This is a genomic window from Microbacterium saccharophilum, from assembly GCF_007992455.1.
Lineage (GTDB): Bacteria > Actinomycetota > Actinomycetes > Actinomycetales > Microbacteriaceae > Microbacterium > Microbacterium saccharophilum.
Window position 1 is genome coordinate 97,010 of record NZ_BKAH01000009.1, and the last position, 20,017, is coordinate 117,026.

At 71.7% G+C, this 20,017-nt stretch carries 21 protein-coding genes and 1 pseudogene; 6 read left to right on the forward strand and 16 right to left on the reverse strand.

From position 1 onward, the window contains the following. Positions 1-12: 12 nt before the first annotated feature. Together aceB and MSA03_RS10395 are read left to right on the forward strand one after the other, a co-directional pair. Entirely contained in the window at positions 13-1,662 is a 1,650-nt protein-coding gene (gene aceB / locus MSA03_RS10390; RefSeq protein ID WP_147050929.1) for a malate synthase A, read from the forward strand. A gap of 149 nt (positions 1,663-1,811) precedes the next feature. Further along, positions 1,812-2,147 (forward strand): YciI family protein, encoded by a 336-nt coding sequence (locus MSA03_RS10395; RefSeq protein ID WP_028494827.1) that lies wholly within the window; start codon positions 1,812-1,814, stop codon positions 2,145-2,147. Between the two features lie 20 nt (positions 2,148-2,167). Here MSA03_RS10395 and MSA03_RS10400 read toward each other — a convergent pair whose 3' ends face one another. Beyond that, positions 2,168-4,894, reverse strand: coding sequence for a helix-turn-helix transcriptional regulator (locus MSA03_RS10400; protein WP_147050930.1), 2,727 nt, complete (start codon positions 4,892-4,894; stop codon positions 2,168-2,170). Positions 4,895-4,919: 25 nt separating this feature from the next. Here MSA03_RS10400 and MSA03_RS10405 point away from each other — a divergent pair, with 25 nt between their 5' ends. Together MSA03_RS10405 and MSA03_RS10410 are read left to right on the forward strand one after the other, a co-directional pair. Continuing rightward, a complete protein-coding gene (locus tag MSA03_RS10405; RefSeq protein WP_147050931.1) occupies positions 4,920-5,954 on the forward strand; it encodes a class I SAM-dependent methyltransferase in 1,035 nt (344 codons plus the stop codon). A 76-nt stretch (positions 5,955-6,030) separates the two neighbouring features. Next, positions 6,031-7,230, forward strand: a complete 1,200-nt coding sequence (locus tag MSA03_RS10410) for a pyridoxal phosphate-dependent aminotransferase (RefSeq protein WP_028494824.1) — start codon at positions 6,031-6,033, stop codon at positions 7,228-7,230. 15 nt (positions 7,231-7,245) lie between these two features. On the opposite strand, the gene MSA03_RS10415 is transcribed toward MSA03_RS10410, so the two are convergent. The 11 genes from MSA03_RS10415 to MSA03_RS10465 all read right to left on the reverse strand — a co-directional run bounded on the left by MSA03_RS10415 (position 7,246) and on the right by MSA03_RS10465 (position 15,903). Beyond that, a complete protein-coding gene (locus MSA03_RS10415) occupies positions 7,246-8,382 on the reverse strand; it encodes a UDP-N-acetylmuramate dehydrogenase (protein ID WP_028494823.1) in 1,137 nt (378 codons plus the stop codon). A gap of 5 nt (positions 8,383-8,387) precedes the next feature. After that, positions 8,388-8,795 carry a MaoC/PaaZ C-terminal domain-containing protein gene (locus MSA03_RS10420; protein WP_147050932.1) on the reverse strand — a complete coding sequence of 136 codons (408 nt, stop codon included), beginning with the start codon at positions 8,793-8,795 and terminating at the stop codon, positions 8,388-8,390. Next, on the reverse strand, positions 8,792-9,238 hold the full coding sequence (locus tag MSA03_RS10425; protein ID WP_036272094.1) for a MaoC family dehydratase N-terminal domain-containing protein: 447 nt from the start codon (positions 9,236-9,238) through the stop codon (positions 8,792-8,794). Before MSA03_RS10425 ends, MSA03_RS10420 begins: the two co-directional genes overlap by 4 nt. Positions 9,239-9,282: 44 nt before the next feature. After that, entirely contained in the window at positions 9,283-10,074 is a 792-nt protein-coding gene (locus MSA03_RS10430; protein ID WP_036272088.1) for a sulfite exporter TauE/SafE family protein, read from the reverse strand. Positions 10,075-10,158: 84 nt separating this feature from the next. Continuing rightward, positions 10,159-10,380, reverse strand: coding sequence for a hypothetical protein (locus tag MSA03_RS10435; protein WP_028494819.1), 222 nt, complete (start codon positions 10,378-10,380; stop codon positions 10,159-10,161). Positions 10,381-10,496: 116 nt separating this feature from the next. Next, a complete protein-coding gene (locus tag MSA03_RS10440) occupies positions 10,497-10,988 on the reverse strand; it encodes a hypothetical protein (RefSeq protein ID WP_147050933.1) in 492 nt (163 codons plus the stop codon). Continuing rightward, a complete protein-coding gene (locus MSA03_RS10445; RefSeq protein ID WP_147050934.1) occupies positions 10,985-12,322 on the reverse strand; it encodes a serine/threonine-protein kinase in 1,338 nt (445 codons plus the stop codon). The genes MSA03_RS10440 and MSA03_RS10445 overlap by 4 nt, the downstream gene beginning before the upstream one ends. Before the next feature lie 61 nt (positions 12,323-12,383). Continuing rightward, a complete protein-coding gene (locus MSA03_RS10450; protein ID WP_147050935.1) occupies positions 12,384-12,923 on the reverse strand; it encodes a YaeQ family protein in 540 nt (179 codons plus the stop codon). Positions 12,924-12,934: 11 nt separating this feature from the next. Further along, a complete protein-coding gene (locus MSA03_RS10455) occupies positions 12,935-13,510 on the reverse strand; it encodes an NADPH-dependent FMN reductase (protein WP_051526096.1) in 576 nt (191 codons plus the stop codon). 99 nt (positions 13,511-13,609) lie between these two features. Beyond that, positions 13,610-15,301: an ABC1 kinase family protein gene (locus MSA03_RS10460; protein ID WP_244946398.1), complete on the reverse strand. Its 1,692-nt coding sequence runs from the start codon at positions 15,299-15,301 to the stop codon at positions 13,610-13,612. A 29-nt stretch (positions 15,302-15,330) separates the two neighbouring features. Beyond that, positions 15,331-15,903 carry a PadR family transcriptional regulator gene (locus MSA03_RS10465; RefSeq protein WP_147050937.1) on the reverse strand — a complete coding sequence of 191 codons (573 nt, stop codon included), beginning with the start codon at positions 15,901-15,903 and terminating at the stop codon, positions 15,331-15,333. Positions 15,904-16,121: 218 nt separating this feature from the next. Here MSA03_RS10465 and MSA03_RS10470 point away from each other — a divergent pair, with 218 nt between their 5' ends. Together MSA03_RS10470 and MSA03_RS10475 are read left to right on the forward strand one after the other, a co-directional pair. Continuing rightward, positions 16,122-16,292, forward strand: a complete 171-nt coding sequence (locus MSA03_RS10470; protein WP_147050938.1) for a CsbD family protein — start codon at positions 16,122-16,124, stop codon at positions 16,290-16,292. A gap of 122 nt (positions 16,293-16,414) precedes the next feature. Beyond that, a complete protein-coding gene (locus tag MSA03_RS10475) occupies positions 16,415-16,996 on the forward strand; it encodes a dihydrofolate reductase family protein (RefSeq protein ID WP_147050939.1) in 582 nt (193 codons plus the stop codon). Between the two features lie 15 nt (positions 16,997-17,011). On the opposite strand, the gene MSA03_RS10480 is transcribed toward MSA03_RS10475, so the two are convergent. The 4 genes and pseudogenes from MSA03_RS10480 to MSA03_RS10490 all read right to left on the reverse strand — a co-directional run. Continuing rightward, positions 17,012-17,818: a TlyA family RNA methyltransferase gene (locus MSA03_RS10480; RefSeq protein WP_147050940.1), complete on the reverse strand. Its 807-nt coding sequence runs from the start codon at positions 17,816-17,818 to the stop codon at positions 17,012-17,014. Then, complete coding sequence (locus tag MSA03_RS14360; protein WP_155947981.1) at positions 17,815-17,979, reverse strand: hypothetical protein; 165 nt, start codon at positions 17,977-17,979, stop codon at positions 17,815-17,817. Before MSA03_RS14360 ends, MSA03_RS10480 begins: the two co-directional genes overlap by 4 nt. Before the next feature lie 25 nt (positions 17,980-18,004). Continuing rightward, positions 18,005-19,036 (reverse strand): HAD-IIA family hydrolase, encoded by a 1,032-nt coding sequence (locus MSA03_RS10485; RefSeq protein ID WP_147050941.1) that lies wholly within the window; start codon positions 19,034-19,036, stop codon positions 18,005-18,007. After that, positions 19,036-20,017: pseudogene (locus MSA03_RS10490) on the reverse strand (primosomal protein); the annotation flags it as partial. The gene MSA03_RS10485 and the pseudogene MSA03_RS10490, both read right to left, overlap by 1 nt.

The window sequence follows — 20,017 nt, forward strand, 5'->3', positions numbered from 1 at the left end:
GAAGACAGGGCAATGACTCCCACCGCCACGGGCATCGCGCCCACCACGACACCCATCCGCATCCCCGAGATCACGATCACCGGTCCCCTGCGGGACCGCTACGACGAGATCCTCACCCCCGACGCGCTCGCTTTCCTCGCCGCGCTGCACGACCGGTTCGCCGGCCGCCGGCACGACCGGCTCGCCGATCGCATGCGCCGCCGCTTCGAGATCGGCAACGGGCACGATCCGCGCTTCCGCGACGACACGGCCCACATCCGGGAGGATGCCGACTGGCGGGTCGCCGGCGCCGGTCCCGGCCTCGAAGACCGCCGCGTCGAGATCACCGGCCCGACCGACCCGAAGATGACCATCAACGCGCTGAACTCCGGTGCGAAGGTGTGGCTCGCCGACCAGGAGGACGCCACGAGCCCCACCTGGCGGAACGTCATCGAGGGGCAGCTGTCGCTGCGCGACGCGATCCGCGGGGAGCTCAGCTTCACGAGCCCGGAGGGGAAGGTCTACTCCGTCACGGCGGCGCAGACCCCGACCATCGTCATGCGTCCGCGCGGCTGGCACCTGCTGGAGAGCCACATCCGGTTCACCGACCGCAACGGCCGCGCCGCCTCGGCATCCGGTTCGCTCGTCGACTTCGGGCTGTACTTCTTCCACAACGCGCAGCAGCTGATCGCGAACGGACGCGGGCCGTACTTCTACATCCCGAAGATCGAGTCCGCCGAAGAGGCCAAGCTGTGGGACGACGTGTTCAGCTTCAGCGAGGAGTACGTCGGCATCCCGCACGGGACGATCCGCGCGACGGTGCTCATCGAGACCCTCCCCGCCGCGTTCGAGATGGAGGAGATCCTCTTCGAGCTCCGCGACCACTGCGCGGGCCTGAACGCCGGGCGGTGGGACTACATCTTCTCGATGATCAAGAACTACCGCGGCCGCGGCGCACGCTTCGTGCTGCCCGACCGCAGCCAGGTGACGATGACCGTGCCGTTCATGCGGGCCTACACCGAGCTGCTCGTGCAGACGTGCCACAAGCGCGGCGCCTTCGCGATCGGCGGCATGAGCGCGTTCATCCCGAACCGGCGCGACCCCGAGGTCACCCGCCAGGCGTTCGAGAAGGTCGCGGCGGACAAGAAGCGCGAGGCCGGCGACGGCTTCGACGGCACATGGGTGGCCCACCCCGACCTCATCCCGGTCGCGCAGGCCGAGTTCGATGCGGTGCTCGGCGACCGGCCGAACCAGGTCGACCGGCAGCGCCCGGAGGTGTCGGTGCGCCCCGAGCAGCTGCTGGACTGCCACATCGGCCTGCCCATCACGGCCGCGGGTGTGCACGGCAACGTCTCCGTCGCGATCCGCTACATCGAGGCGTGGCTGCGCGGCCTCGGTGCGGTGGCGATCGACAACCTCATGGAGGATGCCGCGACCGCCGAGATCAGCCGCTCCCAGGTGTGGCAGTGGATCCATCAGGACCGCGAGATCGAGGACGGCACCCCGATCACGCGCGGCTACATCGAGGGCCTCATCACGCAGGTGCTCGGCGAGGTGGAGCGACGCGACGGTGACCGCTTCGACGACGCCGCGGAGGTGTTCCGCGATGTCGCGCTGGGTGCGGAGTTCCCGACGTTCCTGACCCTGGGGGCATACAGCCGGTTCCTCGTCGAGAACGACTAGTCCCGGAGTACGAGGAGGGGGCGGGTGCCGGACGGCATCCGCCCCCTCCGTGCGTATGCTGCTCGCGCTCACGTCGTGAGCGGATGTCGATTCCGTCCGGTGCCGTTCGACGCCTTCACGTAACGTCACCCATAACGGAAGGAACAACGATGCGTTTTCTCATGCTGGTGCTCGCCGACCCCACTCTCACCGACGCCGACGAGGCTCCGGTCACGATCGAGCAGTGGGTCGAGGAGTCCTACGGGGCCGGCCGCGCGACGGAGGGCGATCGTCTGCGCCCCGGCGGCGAGGCCAAGACCATCCGTCGCCGCAAGGGCGAGGTCATCGTCAGCGACGGCCCGTTCGCCGAGGCCTACGAGCTCATCGGCGGCTTCGACGTGCTCGAGTGCGAGACGATCGAAGAAGCCGTCGAGCTGGCGTCGCGGCATCCGATGGCCAGCGGCGGCGTCATCCAGCTGCACCCGGCCTGGCCCCTCGATCTGTGACGCAGCCGGATCTCTGAGCGTCAATCGATTTCGGCGATCGCCCGGGCGAGTTCCGCACGCGACCCGATCCCGAGCTTCGTGTAGACCTTGCGCAGGTGGTACTCCACCGTCTTCGGGCTGAGGAACAGGGCGGCGGCCGCTTCCCGGGTCGTCCGCCCCTCGGCGAGGAGGACGCTGACCTGCAGCTCCTGCGGAGTGAGGCTCGCCGTGGCGCTCGCGGCTCCGGCGTGCACGTGCTCACCAGTGGCCGCGAGCTCCGCGACGGCCTGCGCGCGCCACACCTCGGCGCCGAGATCGGCGAACACCTCGAGGGCGGCCCGCAGCTCCCGGCGCGCGTCGACCCGCCGGCCCATCCGCCGCAGCCGCTCACCGAACGCGAGGTGGGTGCGCGCGTCCTCGAATCGGTCGAGCGTGCGCGCATGCGACACGAGAGCCCGCTCGAAGAGCCGCACGCACTCCTCGCCATCGGCCACGAGCGCCTGCGCCCGGTCGGCGCGAGCGAGCGCCCAGGGCTGACCCTTCTGCGCGGCGCGCCGCGCGAACGCCTCCGCCTCCGCGCGGGCCTCCCCCGGCCTGCCCAGGCGCAGCAGGGCATCGACGAGCTCGGGGGCCGGCGCGAGGTCGGGGTCGTCGAGCCCGCGTTCGGCGAGCGTCTCGGCGAGCGCGGCGAACTGCGTGACCGCCGCCTCGGCCCGCCCCAGGGACAGCTCGAGGTCACCGAGCGCGAAGGCGATCCAGACCTGGCCCATCCGGATGCCGCGGGCCCGGCAGAGATCGTCCGCGCGCGCCGCATGGGCGCGGCAGGCGTCCGCCTTACCGCTGCGCGATTCCAGCCACGCGAGGCCGGCAAGTGACGTCGCGAGCTCGGTGTCCTGCCCCGTCTCGACCGCGAGCCGGATCGCCTCCGCGTAGTTCGCCTCCGCGCGGGACCACGCGGCCGTGGTCGCCTGGTCGCGCGCGACGTGGAAGAGCACGGCCGGCAGCGCGCCGACTCCCGCCGCGCCGCGCACCTGGTCGACGAGCGTCCGGAGGCGGGCACCGGCGGTGGCGTCGCGCAGGAACAGCGGAGCCAGCAGCAGCCAGGACAGCCGCCGCGGATCGTCCCGCAGCCGCGAGCCCGATTCGAGGAGAGGCACCGCCGCACGGATGTCGTCCACGCCACCGTGACCGGCGAGGATCCGCGCGATGCCGGTCGCCATGAGACCGAGCGCCCGCGCCCGCGGGTCGGCGACGTGCGGCAGGAGCGCCTCGAGACGGCCCGCGAGTTCGGACGCCGTCCGGGCGTCGCCGAGGTAGTACGTCGCGTGGACGGCGTCGGCGGGGAAGACCGCCTGCTCGGCCGCTTCGGCGGGACGACCGGCAGCGGTGAGGAGGATGCCGAGCGCGTCGCGCACGGTGCCCGTGCGGGCGGCTACCGAGGCCCGCAGCTCGAGGTCGCGCAGGTCCGGGGACCCGCCCTGCGCCCGCATGTCCAGCAGGGTCAGCGCGCGATCCCCCTCACCGGCCGTCCAGGCGGCATCGGCGGCGCGCAGCAGCCGCTCCGCACGCACCCCCACGGCCGGCGTGAGCCGCGCCGACCGTTCGAACGCGCTCGCGGCCACGGCGAACGCCGCCCGGGAGACCGCGTGCTCGCCCGCCTCGGCGAGCAGATCGGCGACCGCGGCGTCCGGCTCCCAGACAGCCTCGGACAGGTGCCAGGCGCGGCGGTCGACGTCGCCGCGCGGCAGCGCGTCCGCCGCCGCGCGATGCGCGCGCCGGCGATCGTCCACCGGGGCCCCCGAGTAGACGGCAGCGCGCAGCAGCGGATGGCGGAACGCGACGCGACCCGCCGCCACGGCGATGAGGCCGGCGTCCTCTGCCGCTCCGAGCCGGCCGGCATCCACGTTCAGCATCCCGCAGGCGTCGGTGACGTGCCGCAGATCGGGACCGCACACGGCCGCGACGAGCAGGGCCGCGCGGGCCTCGTCGTCCAGGCGTGCGAGGCGACGCGCGAACGCGCCGGTGACGGCCCGGGACACGCGCACCGGCAGCCCGATCTCCATGCTCTCCACGACCTCGCGATCCGCCGCACCCAGCTCGAGCAGCGCGAGGGGGTTTCCGGCCGTCGCGCGGTGCAGGACCTCGACATGCTCTTCCGGCACCGGATGCGGGTGCGCCCCGGCCACGAGGGCACGGGCGGCGTCGAGATCGATCCCCTCCAGCCGCAGCGGGGGAAGACCGGCTGCCACCTGGTCGCCCTCCGGGACCCGCACCCCGCAGAGCACCACGATCGGGTCTGCGGCGAGGCGGCGGGCGGCGAAGACGAGCGCATCCACCGAGGGCGTGTCGACGAGCTGCAGATCGTCGACGACCACGGCGAGCGGGCCGTCCTCGGCATACCGGCACAGCACGCTCAGCACGGCGGCGCCGATCGTGAACCGGTCGCGGGACCCCGGCGCGGCGTCCGCGCGCGGCAGTCCCAGGGCCGCGGCGAGCGCGTCGGCCTGCACCGGCGGGATGCCCTCCCGTGCAGCGAGCGCGGGCCGCAGGAGCTGGAGCAGCGCCCCGAACGGCAGCTCGCGCTCGGACTCGAGCCCCGTCGCCCGCAGCACGCGCATGTCGCCCAACCCGGCAACAGCGGACGCGAGCAGCGCCGTCTTCCCGACACCGGCTTCGCCCGTGACGGCGAGCACCCCGCTCGTCCCGAGGCGAGCGGCGGCCACCAGGCGGTCGATCGCCTGCTGCTCGGCCTGCCGACCCACCAGCATGACCAGAGTCTAGGACCGGCCGCTCATGAGCTTCGTCTTCCGCGCGGTCGACGAAGTCGGGGCGACGCTCAATGCCGCGCTCGTCGTCATGGGCGACAAACTCGGCTACTACCGGGATCTCGCGGCCCACGGTCCCTCGACCCCGGGCGAGCTCGCCGAGCGCACGGGCACCGCCGAGCCGTACGCGCGGGAGTGGCTGAACGCGCAGGCCGCGGGCGGCTACGTCACCTACGACCCGGCCGTGCGACGCTACGAGCTCCCGCCCGAGCACGCACTCGCCATGACCGATCCGGACAGCCTGGCATTCCTGCCCGGCTGCTTCCAGATCGCGCTGGGGACCGTGCACGACACGCAGCACATCGTCGATGCCGCCCGCAGCGGAGCCGGCTACGGCTGGCACCAGCACGACACCGACGTGCACGTGGGCTGCGAGCGCTTCTTCCGGCCGAGCTACCACGCGAACCTCGTCGGCTCGTGGCTGCCTGCACTGGACGGCGTGACGGAGAAGCTCGAAGCCGGGGCGACAGTGGCCGATGTCGGCTGCGGGCACGGCGCGTCCACGATCCTCATGGCCCAGGCCTTCCCGAAGTCCACTTTCGTCGGCTCGGATTACCATGCCGCATCCATCGAGACCGCTCGGGAGCGGGCGGCGGAGGCCGGCGTGGAGGATCGCGTCCGGTTCGAGGTGGCATCCGCGCAGGAGTTCCCCGGCACGGGCTACGACCTCATCACGATGTTCGACTGCCTGCACGACATGGACGACCCGGTCGGCGCGGCGGCGCACGTCCGCGAGGCGATCGCACCGGACGGCACCTGGATGGTCGTCGAGCCGATGGCCGGCGACCGTGTCGAGGACAACCTCAACCCCGTCGGGCGGGCGTACTACGGCTTCTCCACGCTGCTGTGCACCCCCTCGTCGCTGTCGCAGGATGTCGGGCTCGCGCTCGGCACCCAGGCCGGTCCCGCCAGGATCCGCGACGTCACCGCCGCGGGCGGATTCACCCGGTTCCGGAGCGTCGCCGAGACGCCGTTCAACCGCGTCCTCGAGGTGCGCCCCTGACGGCGGCCGATCGGGGAGCACACGGCGTCACGCCGACGACCTGAAGTCCGCGCGCCTCCCGGGCTACGCTCTTCCTGTGACCGAACGCGCTCCTGTCTCCCGCAAGCTCTCCGCCATCGCCGAGTCCGCCACCCTCAAAGTGGACGCCAAGGCCAAGGCACTCCAGGCGGCGGGCCGCCCCGTGATCTCCTACGCGGCCGGAGAGCCGGACTTCGCGACACCCTCGTTCATCGTGGACGCGGCCGCCGAGGCCCTGCACGACCCCGCGAACTACCGCTACACGCCGGCGGCCGGACTCCCCGTGCTGCGCGAGGCGATCGCCGCGAAGACGCTGCACGACTCGGGCCTGGACGTCTCGCCCGCGCAGGTCGTCGTCACGAACGGCGGCAAGCAGGCCGTCTACCAGGCGTTCCAGGCAGTCGTGAACCCCGGCGACGAGGTGCTGCTGCCCGCCCCGTACTGGACGACCTACCCCGAGGCGATCGCGCTGGCCGACGGCATCCCCGTCGAGGTGTTCGCCGGGGCCGACCAGGAGTACAAGGTCACCGTCGCGCAGCTGGAGGCCGCGCGCACCGACAAGACGACGGTGCTCGTCTTCGTCTCCCCGTCCAACCCGACCGGCGCCGTCTACACGCCCGAGGAGACCCGCGCGATCGGCGAGTGGGCGCTGGAGCACGGCATCTGGGTCATCACCGACGAGATCTACCAGAACCTCGTCTACGAAGGCGTCCGCGCCGTCTCGATCGTCGAAGCCGTGCCGGAACTCGCCGGGCAGACGATCCTCGTCAACGGCGTGGCGAAGACGTACGCCATGACCGGCTGGCGGGTGGGCTGGATGGTCGGACCCGCCGACGCCATCAAGCTGGCCGCGAACCTGCAGTCGCACCTCAGCTCGAACGTCAACAACATCGCCCAGCGCGCGGCGCTGGCCGCGCTGACCGGCCCGCAGACGGAAGCGGAGCAGATGCGCCAGGCCTTCGACCGCCGCCGGACGCTCATCGTCGGCGAACTGTCGAAGATCCCCGGTGTCACGGTTCCGAATCCGCTCGGGGCGTTCTACGTATACCCCGACGTCACGGGCCTCCTCGGCCGTGAGTGGGCGGGTGTCACTCCCACGACCTCGCTGGAACTCGCCGACCTCATCCTCGAGAAGGCCGAGGTCGCCGTGGTCCCCGGAGAGGCCTTCGGCCCGTCCGGTTACCTGCGGCTGTCCTACGCGCTCGGAGACGACCAGATCCTCGAGGGCGTGCAGCGCCTGCAGGCCCTCTTCGCCTGACCCGGCGAACGCGGGCTAGAGTTCGACGCCGACGAGGACGGGTTCGGGCTGCAGGAGCAGACCGAACTCGGACTGCACCCGGCCCTGGATGAACCGGGCGAGCTCGGCGAGCTCCTCCGCAGTCGCATTCCCCCGGTTCGTCACCGCGAGCGCGTGCTTGCTCGACAGGGCCGCGCGGGAGCGGGGCAGCTTGAAGCCCTTCCGCAGCCCGGAGTGCTCGATGAGCCACGCGGCGCTCACCTTGACGTCGGGCTCGGACGAGACGATCGGCGCGACCACGCCGTCGAAGCGGTCGAGCGGGATCACCACGACGGGGTCGAGCTCGGGCGCCAGCGGCCAGCGCGGGCACTCCGCCGGAAGCGTCCGGGCGAACGCCGCGGAGACGATCGCGTTCTGGAAGAACGACCCCGCGCTCCACGTGTCGGCGTCGGCGTCGTCGAGCACCATGCCCTTCCGGGCGCGCGTGGCGAGCACGGTCTCGCGGATCCACTCCAGCGTCACCGCCTGATCGGCCTCCAGCCCCAGTGCGGCCCGCAGCTGCGGCCCGGTGACGACCCGTTCGCCATGGCCGCGGATCGGCAGGTCCAGGGTGATGGAGAGGACCACGGCAGGCCGCAGCGGCACCGAGCCGTAGTGGTGCTTCAGCACGGACGTGCGGAATCCGAGCGCCAGGTCGGCCGCGGGCACGGTCGAGACGTCGCCGGTGGCCTCGTCGAGCAGTTCCACCTCGGTCAGCGTCTGCACGAGCTCCTGCCCATACGCGCCGATGTTCTGCACGGGGGCGGCTCCCGCGGTGCCCGGGATGCCGGACATCGCGGCGATCCCGCCGAGCCCCTCCGCAACGGTGTAGGCGACGAGGGCATCCCAGTCGTGACCGGCCTGCACGCGCACCCGCGCGTAGCCGTCGCGGGGGTCGGGGAGCCGCTCGATGCCGTGGGTGCGGACGAGGACGACGGTCCCGTCGAACGGCTCGTCCCCGACGAGGAGGTTGGATCCTCCGCCGACGACGAGCCACGGCTCGTGCGCCGACCAGAGTCCGCGCATGATGTCGACGAGCTCCTCCGCGGTCGTGGCCTCGACCATGCGGGCCGGAGTGCCGCCGGCGCGCAGCGTCGTCAGCTCGGCCAGGGGGCGGGGTGCGATCTCAGGCATGCGGGTCATCCGTCGACGCGGACGCGTACCTGGGCCTTGCCCAGGACGGTCGTGTCCGCGTGGGTGACGGTGAGATCGATGCGCGCCGCGTCGGCGTCCACGGCGCCGACCTTGGCGACGACGGAGACGTCGGCCCCGTCCTCGGCGTGGACGACGACAGGGCGCGTGAACCGGACGCCGTACTCCAGGATGCGGCCGGTGTCACCGAGCCACGGCACGAGCGTCTCCACGGCGAGGCCCATCGTCAGCATCCCGTGCGCGAGGACGCCGGGCAGGCCCACCCGCGTCGCGACGTCGTCGCGGAAGTGGATGGGGTTGAAATCCCCCGAGGCGCCCGCGTAGCGCACGAGCGACTGGCGGGTCAGGTGCACAGTCCGCTCGGCGACGACGGCGCCGACCTCCAGGCCGGTCATTCCTCGCCCCCGATCAGCAGGACGGAGGTCGCCGTCACGACATGGCCGCCGTCGGCATCCGTGACCTCGGCTTCGCTCGTCACCATGGCGCCCTTCCCGAACGGCCGGACGCCGGTGACCTGCAGGCGCCCGGTGAGCTCGTCGCCGGCGACGATGGGACGCGTGTAGCGGAAGCGCTGCTCGGCGTGGACGGTGCGCTCGAGCACGATGCCCGATTCGGGCTCCGCGAGCAGTTGCTGCAGCGTCAGGTCCTGGATCACCATGGCGAAGGTCGGCGGAGCGACGACGTCGGCATAGCCGAGCGCCTGCGCGGCCGCGGGGTCGGTGTGCTGGGGGTCGGTCGCGAAGACGGCGCGGGCGAACTCGCGCACCTTCTCCCGGCCGACGAGGTACGGGTCGGTCGGCGGGAACACACGACCGACCAGCTCAGGGTTCACGGACACCCTCCGATCCTACCGAGCGGGGATGCCGGCGGCCGGGCGCGCGGTCAGGCGCGGCGCGCGCGCACCGCCCGCACGGCCATCTGGGCGGCGATGAACGTCATGAAGGCGGCGAACAGGATGGTGGCAGTGAACGGGTCGATGTTCGTCGCTATCCACGCGCCGAGCGCCGTCGTCGTGCACGCGGCCGCGCCGATGATGGCCGCGGCGACGAGGTCGACGTTGGCGCGGCGGATGTTGCCGACGGTCCCGGACAGCGCGGTGGGGATCATCATGAGCAGCGAGGTGCCCTTGGCGACGAGGTCGCTCGTCCCGAACAGCAGCATGAGCGCCGGCACGACGATGACACCTCCCCCGACGCCGAGCAGCCCCGCCATGACGCCGGTGAAGAGACCCAGGACGACCAGGCCCGCCCCCGTGAACCACGTCAGCGGCAGCTCGGCATCCCGCGACGGCACCTGGACGAACAGCATGACGATGACGATGACCAGGAAGGCGACGAAACCCCATCTCAGCGCGTTCTGCGCGATCCGCGGCAGCAGCCAGGTGCCGATCTGCGCACCCACCACGGCGCCGGCGGCGAGGATGAGCGCGGGGAGCCAGGCGACCGAGCCGTGCACGGCGTAGGAGATGACACCCACGGTCGCCGTCGGGACGATGGCCGCAAGCGAGGTCCCCGCGGCGCGACGCTGATCGAAGCCGAGCAGGAGGACGAGGAGCGGGACGATGACCGTGCCGCCGCCGACGCCGAAGAGCCCGGACAGCAGTCCGGCCGTCAGACCGATCCCGACGCACGCGAGGGAGAAGCGGGGTGGGCGCCCCGCGGCGGGCTTCATCATCGGTGCGGCTGCGCTCTCATGTCACACACGACGATATCGGACGGCGCGGACCGGAGCGTCCCGCCGCGCTCGACCGCTACCGGGTCAGGCGAGCTCCCAGGTGCCGGCGTACACGCGCCGATGCTCGGTCTCCGGCGCGGCGGCGCGCCCGGGGCACGTGACGGCGACGTGGAACGCCGCAGACGGCTGCTCGCCGAGGCAGCGGATCTCCCACGCCACGCGCTCGCGCACGCGTTCGGTGAGGGCTTCGTGGTTGTCGTGATCCGGGCAGCGATACACGGCCGGAACGAGCGTCAGCTGACTCATCGGACTCCCCTGGTCCTGTGGTGACGGAACCCCCCGGCCCCGTCGACGGAACCCCAGATCCCGTCATCCCTACAAGTACCACTTCCAGGCCACCGAGGGCAACTCCGGATGCGGCTTCAGTCGTTGCCCTTCCCGTTGCCCTTGCCGTTGCCGTTGCCGTCTTTGCCGTCGTTGCCGCTGTTCCCGTTCCCGCTGTTGCCCTTGCCGCTGTCGTCGGTGGTGTCGCCGTCGTCGGTCGCCGGATCGTCCGACGTGCTCCCGGTGCCGGCATCCTCGGTCGCAGGAGGGGCGGGCGTCGCGTTCTCGGCGAGGACACCCTCCAGGTCTGCACGGACGAGGTCGATCGACCGCTGCACGAGCGCCGCCCGGTCGGCGGTGATGTCGTCGGCGGCCAGCGCAGCGTCAAGACGCTGCTGCAGCGCGTCGAGCTCGGCGACCGCGGCCGCGGGGTCGCCCGCTGCCGCATGCTGCGCGATGGTGACGACGGTCTCCTGCATGTCGCGGGCGGCCGTTGCGGCGAGGCCGGGGGCCGGGCCCGCGCAGGCCGACAGGAGCAGGGCGACGGTCAGGACGGCGGCGGAGGCCGCAGCGCGAAGTGCGGAAGTCATGGTGTCACCGAATCCCAGAGCTGATCGAGGTGCGTGCCGAGCGGTCCGTCGATGCTCGGCATCAGCGGCTCGGCGGGCGGAGCGGCGAGCGCCCCCCAGATGAGCAGGCCGGCGACCACGAACGCGATGACCACGACGGCGGCCACCACATACGGGACCCAGCGGCGGCGCCCCGGCGGGGTCCGGGCCTCCTGCGGCTGCGGCCCCACCAGGGTCCTCGTCGCGGCGTCCTGGTCGACCGCCGCCGGCCAGGAGACGGCCGACTCGCTTGCGACCGGCCCGTCGGCGATCGTGACGTCGGGCGCGGACGCCGCTGCATACTGGGCGGCCTCGCTCGGTGTCACGACGCGGTCCAGTGCCGTCGCGATGGCCGTCGCCGTGGGGCCTGCGGTCGGTCCGTCTGCGCCGGAACCGCCGAAGGCGTTCACGGCGACGACGACGTCGAGCGCGGAGGGCCGGTCCGCGGGGTCGGTGGCCGTCATCCGCGTGAGCAGCGCGACCCACTCGGGTCCGAGGTGCGCGGGGATCGACGGAGCCTGCGACAGCCGGGCGAGGGCGGCCTCGTGCGGAGTGTCCTGCGCGAAGGCGCGGACCCCGGTGAGGGACTCGAGCAGCACGAGGCCCAGGGCGTAGATGTCCGCTGCCGACGTCGGCGCGACCCCGCGGACCTGCTCGGGGCTGACATAGGCGGCCGTGCCGATGAGAAGACCCGGTGTGGTCAGGCGGGTCGAGTCGACGAGGTACGCGATGCCGAAGTCCGCGAGCTTCGCGCGGAACTCCTCCCCCGGTACCGGCGAGGTACGCAGCAGGACGTTGGACGGCTTGATGTCGCGATGCACGACGCCCGCCGCGTGTACCACGTGGAGGGCGTCCGCGAGGTCTCGGGCCATGGTCGCGACGACGTCCTCGGGGATGGGGCCGCGCAGGATGCGGTCGGCAAGCGTCGGGCCGTCGACGAACTCCATGACGAGATAGTTGGGGGCGGCGCCGTCGACGTGAGCGTCGAACAGGGTCACGAGCGCGGGGTGGTTGAGGCCCGCGAGCAGCCGCGTCTCCGACGTCGTGCGCGCGGCATCCGCGGTCCCGTCGCGGAAGACCTTGATCGCCACGGTCCGGCCGAGGAGCTCGTCCTGCGCGAGATGGACGACCCCCATGCCGCCTTCCCCGATCGGAGACTGCAGCAGGTATCTGCCGCCGAGGCGCTCGCCCGCGGGCCCCGCCGCGGGCGGCGATGCGGTCGGAAGCGATCGTTCCATCCCCTCCGCCATGGCTTCCCCTCCCACGTGAGTGCGCTGCCGCCTCGTGTCCGCGGGCCGCCCTACCCGGTCAACCATACGAATGCGCTCCGCACCGGCCCAACGGGTTGACACAGCGCCGTCGCCGCGCAAGACGGCGTCACACGAGAGAGTGATCGTGGATGCCGGAGGTGGACGTCGTCCCGTTGAGCTCGAGGTAGACCTGGTGCTCGGTGACCGAGAGGGTCATCGTGTTCCGCCGTTCCACGACGCCGGCAGCGGCCTCGATGAAACCGGGGTCGAAGCTGTGCAGGACGATCGACTCCGGCCGGTGGATCGGCTTGCCGGCCCACGCCGCGGCGACCTTCGCCGGGTCGCGATGCGTATAGACGGTGGTGCGGTCGGCGAGCTTGCTGCCGTAGTGCAGGCGTGCGGCATCCGGTGCACCCACCTCGATCCACGCGGTGAGGCGACCGGTGAGGTCGCGCGCGAGCACGGCGGGCTCGTCGGTCGCGCTGATCCCCTCGCTGAACGCGATACCGTCTTCGAACTCCAGGCAGTACGCGAGGACCCGCGTCACCATGAACGCGTCCGTCTCCGACGGGTGGCGGGCGACGCGCAGAGTCAGCTCCTCGTAGACACCGCGGTCCACATCGGCCAGCTGCACCGCGAACGTGTGGATCACTGCGCCGACTGCCATAGGGATCGAGCCTACGCGGTGTCCGACCGCGGCAGCACCGTCAGCACCCGCTCCACGTGGTCGCGGAACTCGGTCATGAAGGTCCGGAGGAATTCCGCCGTGCCCTCGTTCGAGACGCTCCCGTCCTCGGCGAACACCTCGGGCGTGAAGTGGATGTACGCCTCCGGCGCCGTCATCTGCCGGGCGTTGCAGAAGCTCAGGACGCCGCGCAGGCTCTGCTGCGCGACGGCGGTGCCGATCTGCCCGATGGAGGCGCCGATGACGGCGGCGGGGATGTGGTCGAAGGAGTTCTGCCCCCACGGGCGCGAGGCCCAGTCGATCGCGTTCTTGAGCGCACCCGGGATGGACCGGTTGTACTCGGGGGTGACGAACAGCACGGCGTCAGCGGCGGCGATCGCGTCCTTCAACGCCCGCGCCTCCGCCGGGTAGTCGGCGTCGTAGTCGGGACTGTAGAGCGGAAGGTCACGGATCGAGATCTCGGAGAACTCGAGGTCGTCCGGCGCAAGGCGGATGAGGGCCTTCGAGAGGATGCGGTTGACCGACGTCGAGGAGAGGCTCCCGACGAAATAGCCGACGTTGTACGACATGACTGCTCCCTGTTGCTTCGGTGGCAGGCGATTACCGTGACAGGCGGTGGGGTGTCAGGTCCAGTGTGCGCCGCGAGGTGCTCCGCCGATACCCACACCTCAGCGCCGTGTGCCGGCGCCGGCGAACAGGGCGTGCAGGAGCGGGAGCGCCGAGGCTGCCATGAGCACCGTCCCGAATACGGCATCGTCGGCGCGCAGCAGGATGCCGCCGATCAGCAGCCCGGCGAACAGGATCGCGGAGACGATGCGCCGGGCAGCCCGCTCCAGTCGCGCGATGCGCCGGTCGAGCCGCGGCGTGTCGACGGCGAGCCGCCCCTCGTCGAGGCGCGTGAGGACGGCATCGACCCGTCCGGGCAGGCGCGCGATCAGGCCGGCCGTCGAGACGACGCGTGCGGCGACGTCCTGGATGACGTTCCCCCCCTCTTCGCGGAGCAGCTGTGCGGCGTAGGGTTCGACGGCATCCCAGATGTTGAAGTCGGGGTCGAGCGAACTGCACATGCCGGAGGTCAGCGACATCGCCCGGATGATGAGGAGGAAGTTCTCCGGGAGCTGGAACGGCAGCGACCGCACGACGTCGCCGAACTCGACGGCGAAGGCCCGGAACTCGCGGGGGTCGACCTCCTGAAGCTCGGCGAACCCCATCCCGCCGAACCGGGCGAACAGAGTGGTGAGCGCCCGCTCCAGCTCGACCGTGTCCGCCGACGGCAGCAGGACACCGACATCCTGGATGCCGGAGACCATGCCCTTGCCGTCGCGCGCCGCCGCCGCGATGAGCAGGCGGCGCAGCCCACGGCGCAGGGTGTCGGGCACCTCCCCCATCATCCCGAAGTCGACGAACGCGAAAGTGAAGGGCCGGGCTCCCGCATCCGCACCACTGGACGCACCGGGCACGACGAAGATGTTCCCCGGGTGCGGGTCGGCGTGGAAGAACCCGTGGCGGAAGAGCTGATCGAACATGACGGCCGCGAACGCGGCTGCCACGGCGGCCGGGTCGATGCCCGCGCCCCGCAGCGCCGCGACGTCGTTGATCTTGATCGCGGTGACGTCCTCGAGGGTCAGGACGCGCCGCGTCGTGCGCTCCCAGACCACGGCGGGAACGGCGACGCGCTCGTCGCCGGCGAACGACTCGGCGAACCGCTCGGAGTTCGCCGCCTCGTGCAGGTAGTCGATCTCCTCCAGGCTCGTGTGCGCGAACTCCTCGACGAGCGCGGGCATGTCGACGCGGTCGGAGACGAGGCGGACGCGGCTCAGCCACACGGCCACCTTGCGGAGGGCGGCGAGATCGACGTCCACGACCTCGTCGATCCCCGGCCGCTGGATCTTCACGACGACATCGCTCAGCCCGGTGTCCTCCGCGTCGAGTGCCGAGAGCGTGGCCCGGTGCGCCTGTCCGAGGGATGCCGCGGCCAGGGGCGCCGCATCGAGGGACGCGAACGCGCGCTCGAGCGGGATGCCGAGTTCAGCCACCGCGAGGTCGCGGATGGCGGGGAACGGCACCGCGGGCACCTCGTCCTGCAGCCCCTCGAGCTCCTTCGTGATCTCGGGTGGCAGCACGTCGAGTCGCGAGGACAGGAACTGCCCCACCTTGATCATGAGCCCGCCGAGTTCGACGGCCAGCCCGTGGAAGCGCCGGGCGATGCGGGTCAGCCTCGCGGCGCGCCCGCGCGCGGAGATCCGGCCGAGTCCCACGCGCGGGAGCAGGAGCTCGTACCACCAGGCCTGCACCAGGTAGCGGGCAGCGAACCGCAGGATCCTGCGGCGACGCGCGCGCAGCTTCGGGGCGTCGGTCACCGAGCCTCCTTGACGCCGGCGAGCGCGGATCAGTCCTGAGCCAGGATGCTGAAGAGCCGGCGACGCGCCTCCTCCAGGACGGCCACCGCTTCCTTGACCTGCTCCGGCGTGCCCGAGCTTCCGACCTGCGCGACGGCGTGCGCGAGATCCATCCCGGCCTTCGGCAGCGCCGTCACCTTCGCGTTCTCACGTGCCCCCGGCGTCTCCCATGGGGCCGAGCGGTCGCCCGCTCCATCGGCGGCCTGACGTCCCTCCTCCGTGAGCGAATAGGTCTTGCGCCCGCCGGACTCCTCCGCGCGGATGAGTGCTTCGTCGGCGAGGAGCTGAAGCGTCGGGTATACCGAGCCGGGGCTCGGCTTCCAGCTCCCGCCGCTGCGCTCTTCGATCTCCTGGATGATCTGGTAGCCGTGCATAGGCTTCTCCGCGAGAAGGCTGAGCACAGCCGTGCGGACGTCGCCGCGACCCATGCGGGGTCCGCTGGCCCGCTGCTCGAACGCGCCGCGCAGCTGTTCCATCGCCTCCCAGATGCCGCTCGCCGGCCAGCCCTGACCGCCCCCGCGCCCGCGGCGCCCGAAAGCATCGTCCATGAATGATCCGCTCATGATGACCCCCTTTGTGCGGGGCCCGGTGCGGCCCCAGCGATACATAACGATATATCGGTAAAAGGCGTCTGGGAAGGGGGTCGGAGTTCGGTCCGCGTCCGGATCCGCGACACGTGCGGTGCCGGTTGTCAACCCCCTCGCTGTAATCGCGCGCCGCCGATTGACTGCTCTGACCGCCGCGCACCCCACAAGAACGCGGCCAGAGGAAGGAGACGATCATGGGTCTCGATGACAAGATTAGGAACGCCGCTCAGGACGCCGTCGGCAAGGGCAAGGCAGCCGTCGGCGACGCCACGGACAACGAGCGCCTCGAAGCCGAAGGTCACATGGACCAGGCCGAGGCGAAGGCCAAGAAGGTCGGCGAGGACGTCAAGGACGCCTTCCGCTGAGCCACTGGCAGAACGGCCGGGACCGCGAGGTCCCGGCCGTTTTCCGTGTCTCCCCCGGGTCTAGCCGTCGGAGCGTCCCCGTCCTACGGTGAGCGGTGCGCGCACATGCGAAGGGGGACGAGATGGGCAAGGTGGTGATGTACGCCACGGTATCCGTGGACGGCTTCATCGCGGACCCGGACGACCAGCCCGGGCCGCTGTTCGATTGGCTGACCAGCGGTGACGTCCCGCTGGATGACAGCGGCATCCTGATGGTGTCGCACGAGTCCTACGAGTACACGCGGGCGTACTGGGATGAGATCGGTGTGACCGTCGTCGGCCGCCGTGTCTTCGATCTGACGGACGGCTGGGAGGGCATGCCGCCGAGCGGCGTCGCGCACGTGGTCGTGGTGACACATCGGCCGAAGCCGCCTGAGTGGGACCCTCAGGCGCCGTTCCATTTCGTCGACGGCATCGAGGCGGCCATCGCCAGGGCCCAGGAACTCGCGGGTGACAGGGTCGTCGAGGTCGCCGCCGGCGAGGTGGGCGGCCAGGCGCTCGCCGCTGGTCTGATCGACGAGGTGCGGATGGACGTCGTCCCCGTCGTGTTCGGGGAGGGCCGGCGCTTCTTCGGGTCGGCGCGGGAACAGCACCTGCTGGAAGATCCCGACGTCGTGATCCGGGGCGATCGGGTACTCCACCTTCGCTACCGGGTGCGGCGCTGACGGGGAAGGCCGGGGTCAGCCGCGGGACAGTCTCTCGACCTCGTCGAGCCAGACGGTCGGGTTGCCGTGATCGGCGGTCGCGCCCGGCTGCAGGTGGACCACGTACTCGGCGTTCCCGTGCGTGCCGACGATCGGCGACGCGATCAAGCCGTGTGTGCCGAGGCCTGCGTCCCACGCCGACCAGAGCACGGTGGCGACCGCGTCCGCTCGTCGGCCGGGGTCGGTGACGAGACCTTCGCGTACCCCTGTGCGGCCGACCTCGAACTGGGGTTTGATCAGCAGCACGATGTCGGCATCGGGAGCGGCGACCCCGGCGACGGCCGGCAGCACGTGGCCGAGTGAGATGAAGGACAGATCCCCCGTCACGATGCGCGGCGGGATCGGGATTCCGCTCGCCTCGGCGAGGATCTCCGGCGTCATGTAGCGGACGTTGAATCCCTCGATCGCGATGACCTCATCGTCCGCGGCGACGGTCGCCGCGAGCTGACCGTGTCCCACGTCGACCGCGATGACCGGCGTCGCTCCGCGTTCGCGCAGAACCTGAGTGAATCCCCCCGTCGAGGCGCCCATGTCGAGCGCTACGCGACCTGTGACGTCGATCCCGAACGCGTCGAGGCCGGCGAGGAGCTTGTGTGCGGCGCGGCTGACGTAGTGATCGGATGCCGCGACCTCGATGACAGCATCGTCGGCGACGCGCACCGATGACTTCACGACGGTCGCACCGTCGACCGACACCAGTCCGGCGTCGATGAGCTGGGCGGCGTGCGTGCGCGAGCGGGCCAGCCCCCGCGCGGCGACCGCCGCGTCGAGACGGCTCGTCATGCGTGGGTGTCGCGGGGGCCGGACTCCAGCCGGCGCGCGAGCTCGTCGTGCACGGCCGCGTACGCGGCGGCCCGCTCGCTCAGGGGCTGCCCCTCGATGACCTCGAGCGTGGACAGCAGGTCTTCGCGACGCTCGCGGGGGTCTCCGGCATCCATCGACATGCCGTCCACGATACGCGCCCGCCGGTCAGGGGCGATGGAACGGATCCGCGTAGAGCCGTTCGGGGACGCGGAATCCGTAGATCGCGCGGCCCGTTCCCCAGATCGCCGCCGCGCCGGCGCGCACCAGATCGATAGGGCGCTCGCCCTCGGCGACGATGCGCACATCGGGGCCGTCGATCCGCACGGCGGCGGAGCCGACCGTCGTGACGTCGCCGCGGGAGACGACGTCCGGGTACGGCTCGTGCAGCTCGCGCAGGTCGCCCACGATGAACGTCGGTTGGGAGTGCTTCGGCGCCGCAAGGACGTGTTTGGGCCGGTCGATGCCGGTGAGCACGAGGACCGACGGGATGCCGGCGGCGTGTGCGCCGGCGATGTCGGTGTCGAGGCGGTCGCCGATGAACAAGGGACGCCGTGCGCCGAAACGCGCGACCGCCTCGTCGAAGATCGGGCGTTCGGGCTTGCCGGCGACGACGGCCAGCCGACCGACGGCGGTATGCACGGCGGAGACCAGGGTCCCGTTGCCCGGAGCGATCCCGCGCGACTGCGGAATCGTCCAATCGGTGTTGGTCGCGATCCAGGGGATCCCGCCTTCGTCCTCCGGCGTCGCGAGGGCGTAGGCGGCCTCCGCCAACTGCGCCCAGCCGACCTCGGGCGCAAAGCCCTGCACGACCGCAGCCGGCGCGTCGTCGGCGCTGCGGGTCACGCGGTACCCGGCACGCTCCAGTTCGAAGACGAGTCCGTCTCCCCCGACGACCAGCACGGTCGAGCCGGCCGGAATGCGGTCCGTCAGCAGCCGGACGGCGGCCTGCGGGCTCGTGACCACGTCTCCCGGCTCAGTGCGAAGACCGAGCTCACGCAGATGCGCGGCCACGACGGTGTCCCGACGGGACGCGTTGTTGGTGATGTAGCCGAGTCGACGACCCTCGGCAGCACGGTTCAGACTGTCGACGGCGTACGGCAGCGCGCCGTCACCGGCATAGACGACCCCGTCGAGGTCTGCGAGGACGAGGTCGATGCCCTCGAGCGGGGTGGGACGTGTCCGGGAGAGCAGCGGCATCAGGCCTCGGGCTCCCGGTGGTCCTCCTCGTCGGCGGGTGCCACGGGGTCGGCCACGTCGCTCGCAGGCGCCGCGGCGTCAGCGTCCGAGTCGTCCGCGATCGCCACGCCGTCATCGTCCGCAGACTCGAGGTCGTCATCCGCCTCGCCCGGGTGCTCGCTCTCGAACGTCTCGGCTTCCGACTCGTCGGGGAGCTCTTCGATCTCCTCGACGACCAGGACCTCACGGTCGGCATCGAGAGCGTCGATCGCGTCGCCGGCGATCTCGGCGCGGCGCTGCCATTCCTGCGCCTCGGCATCACGACCGAGCTCCTCGAGAACCGCCGCGCGGGCGGCGAAGAGCGCAGGGCTCCACGAGAACGCCCGGTCCGGGTCGAGTTCCGGGATGTCGAGCTCCTGGAGCGCACGGTCGGCCTGGCCGAGATCGAGGCGCGCGCCGGACATCGCAATGGCGAGCTCGACGCGTACGTCGACCGGCAGGCTCGCACGGTCCACGGCGCGCCCGACCTCGAGAGCGCGATCCGGACGGCCGACGCCCCGCTCGCTGTCCACCATCAGCGCGATCTGGTGGTCGCTGCCGGAGATCCGGCGGTACGTGCGCAGCTCGCGAAGGGCGAGCGCGAAGTCCCCGTTGGCGTACGCCGTGATCGCGACAGTCTCCCGGACGACGGCGATGCGGCCCGCCCGTCGGGATGCCGCGAGCGCGTGTTCGTGCGCGAGTGCGGGGTCCTCGTCGATGAGCTGCGCCGCCATCGCCAGGTGGCGTGCGACCTGCTCGGCGTTCTCTTTGCTCAGGGTCTTCAGCTCGTTGCGCGCCTGGCCGTTGAGATCGAAGGCAGTGACGTCGTCGGGGATCTCCGGGCCGGCCGACGACTGGCGACGGTCGGAGTCCTGCGGAGGCCGCGAGGATCGACGGTCGTCGCCGAAGGAACGACGCTCGCCGTCGCGGGGCGGGTACGACTTCCGCTCACCGCCGCGGGGC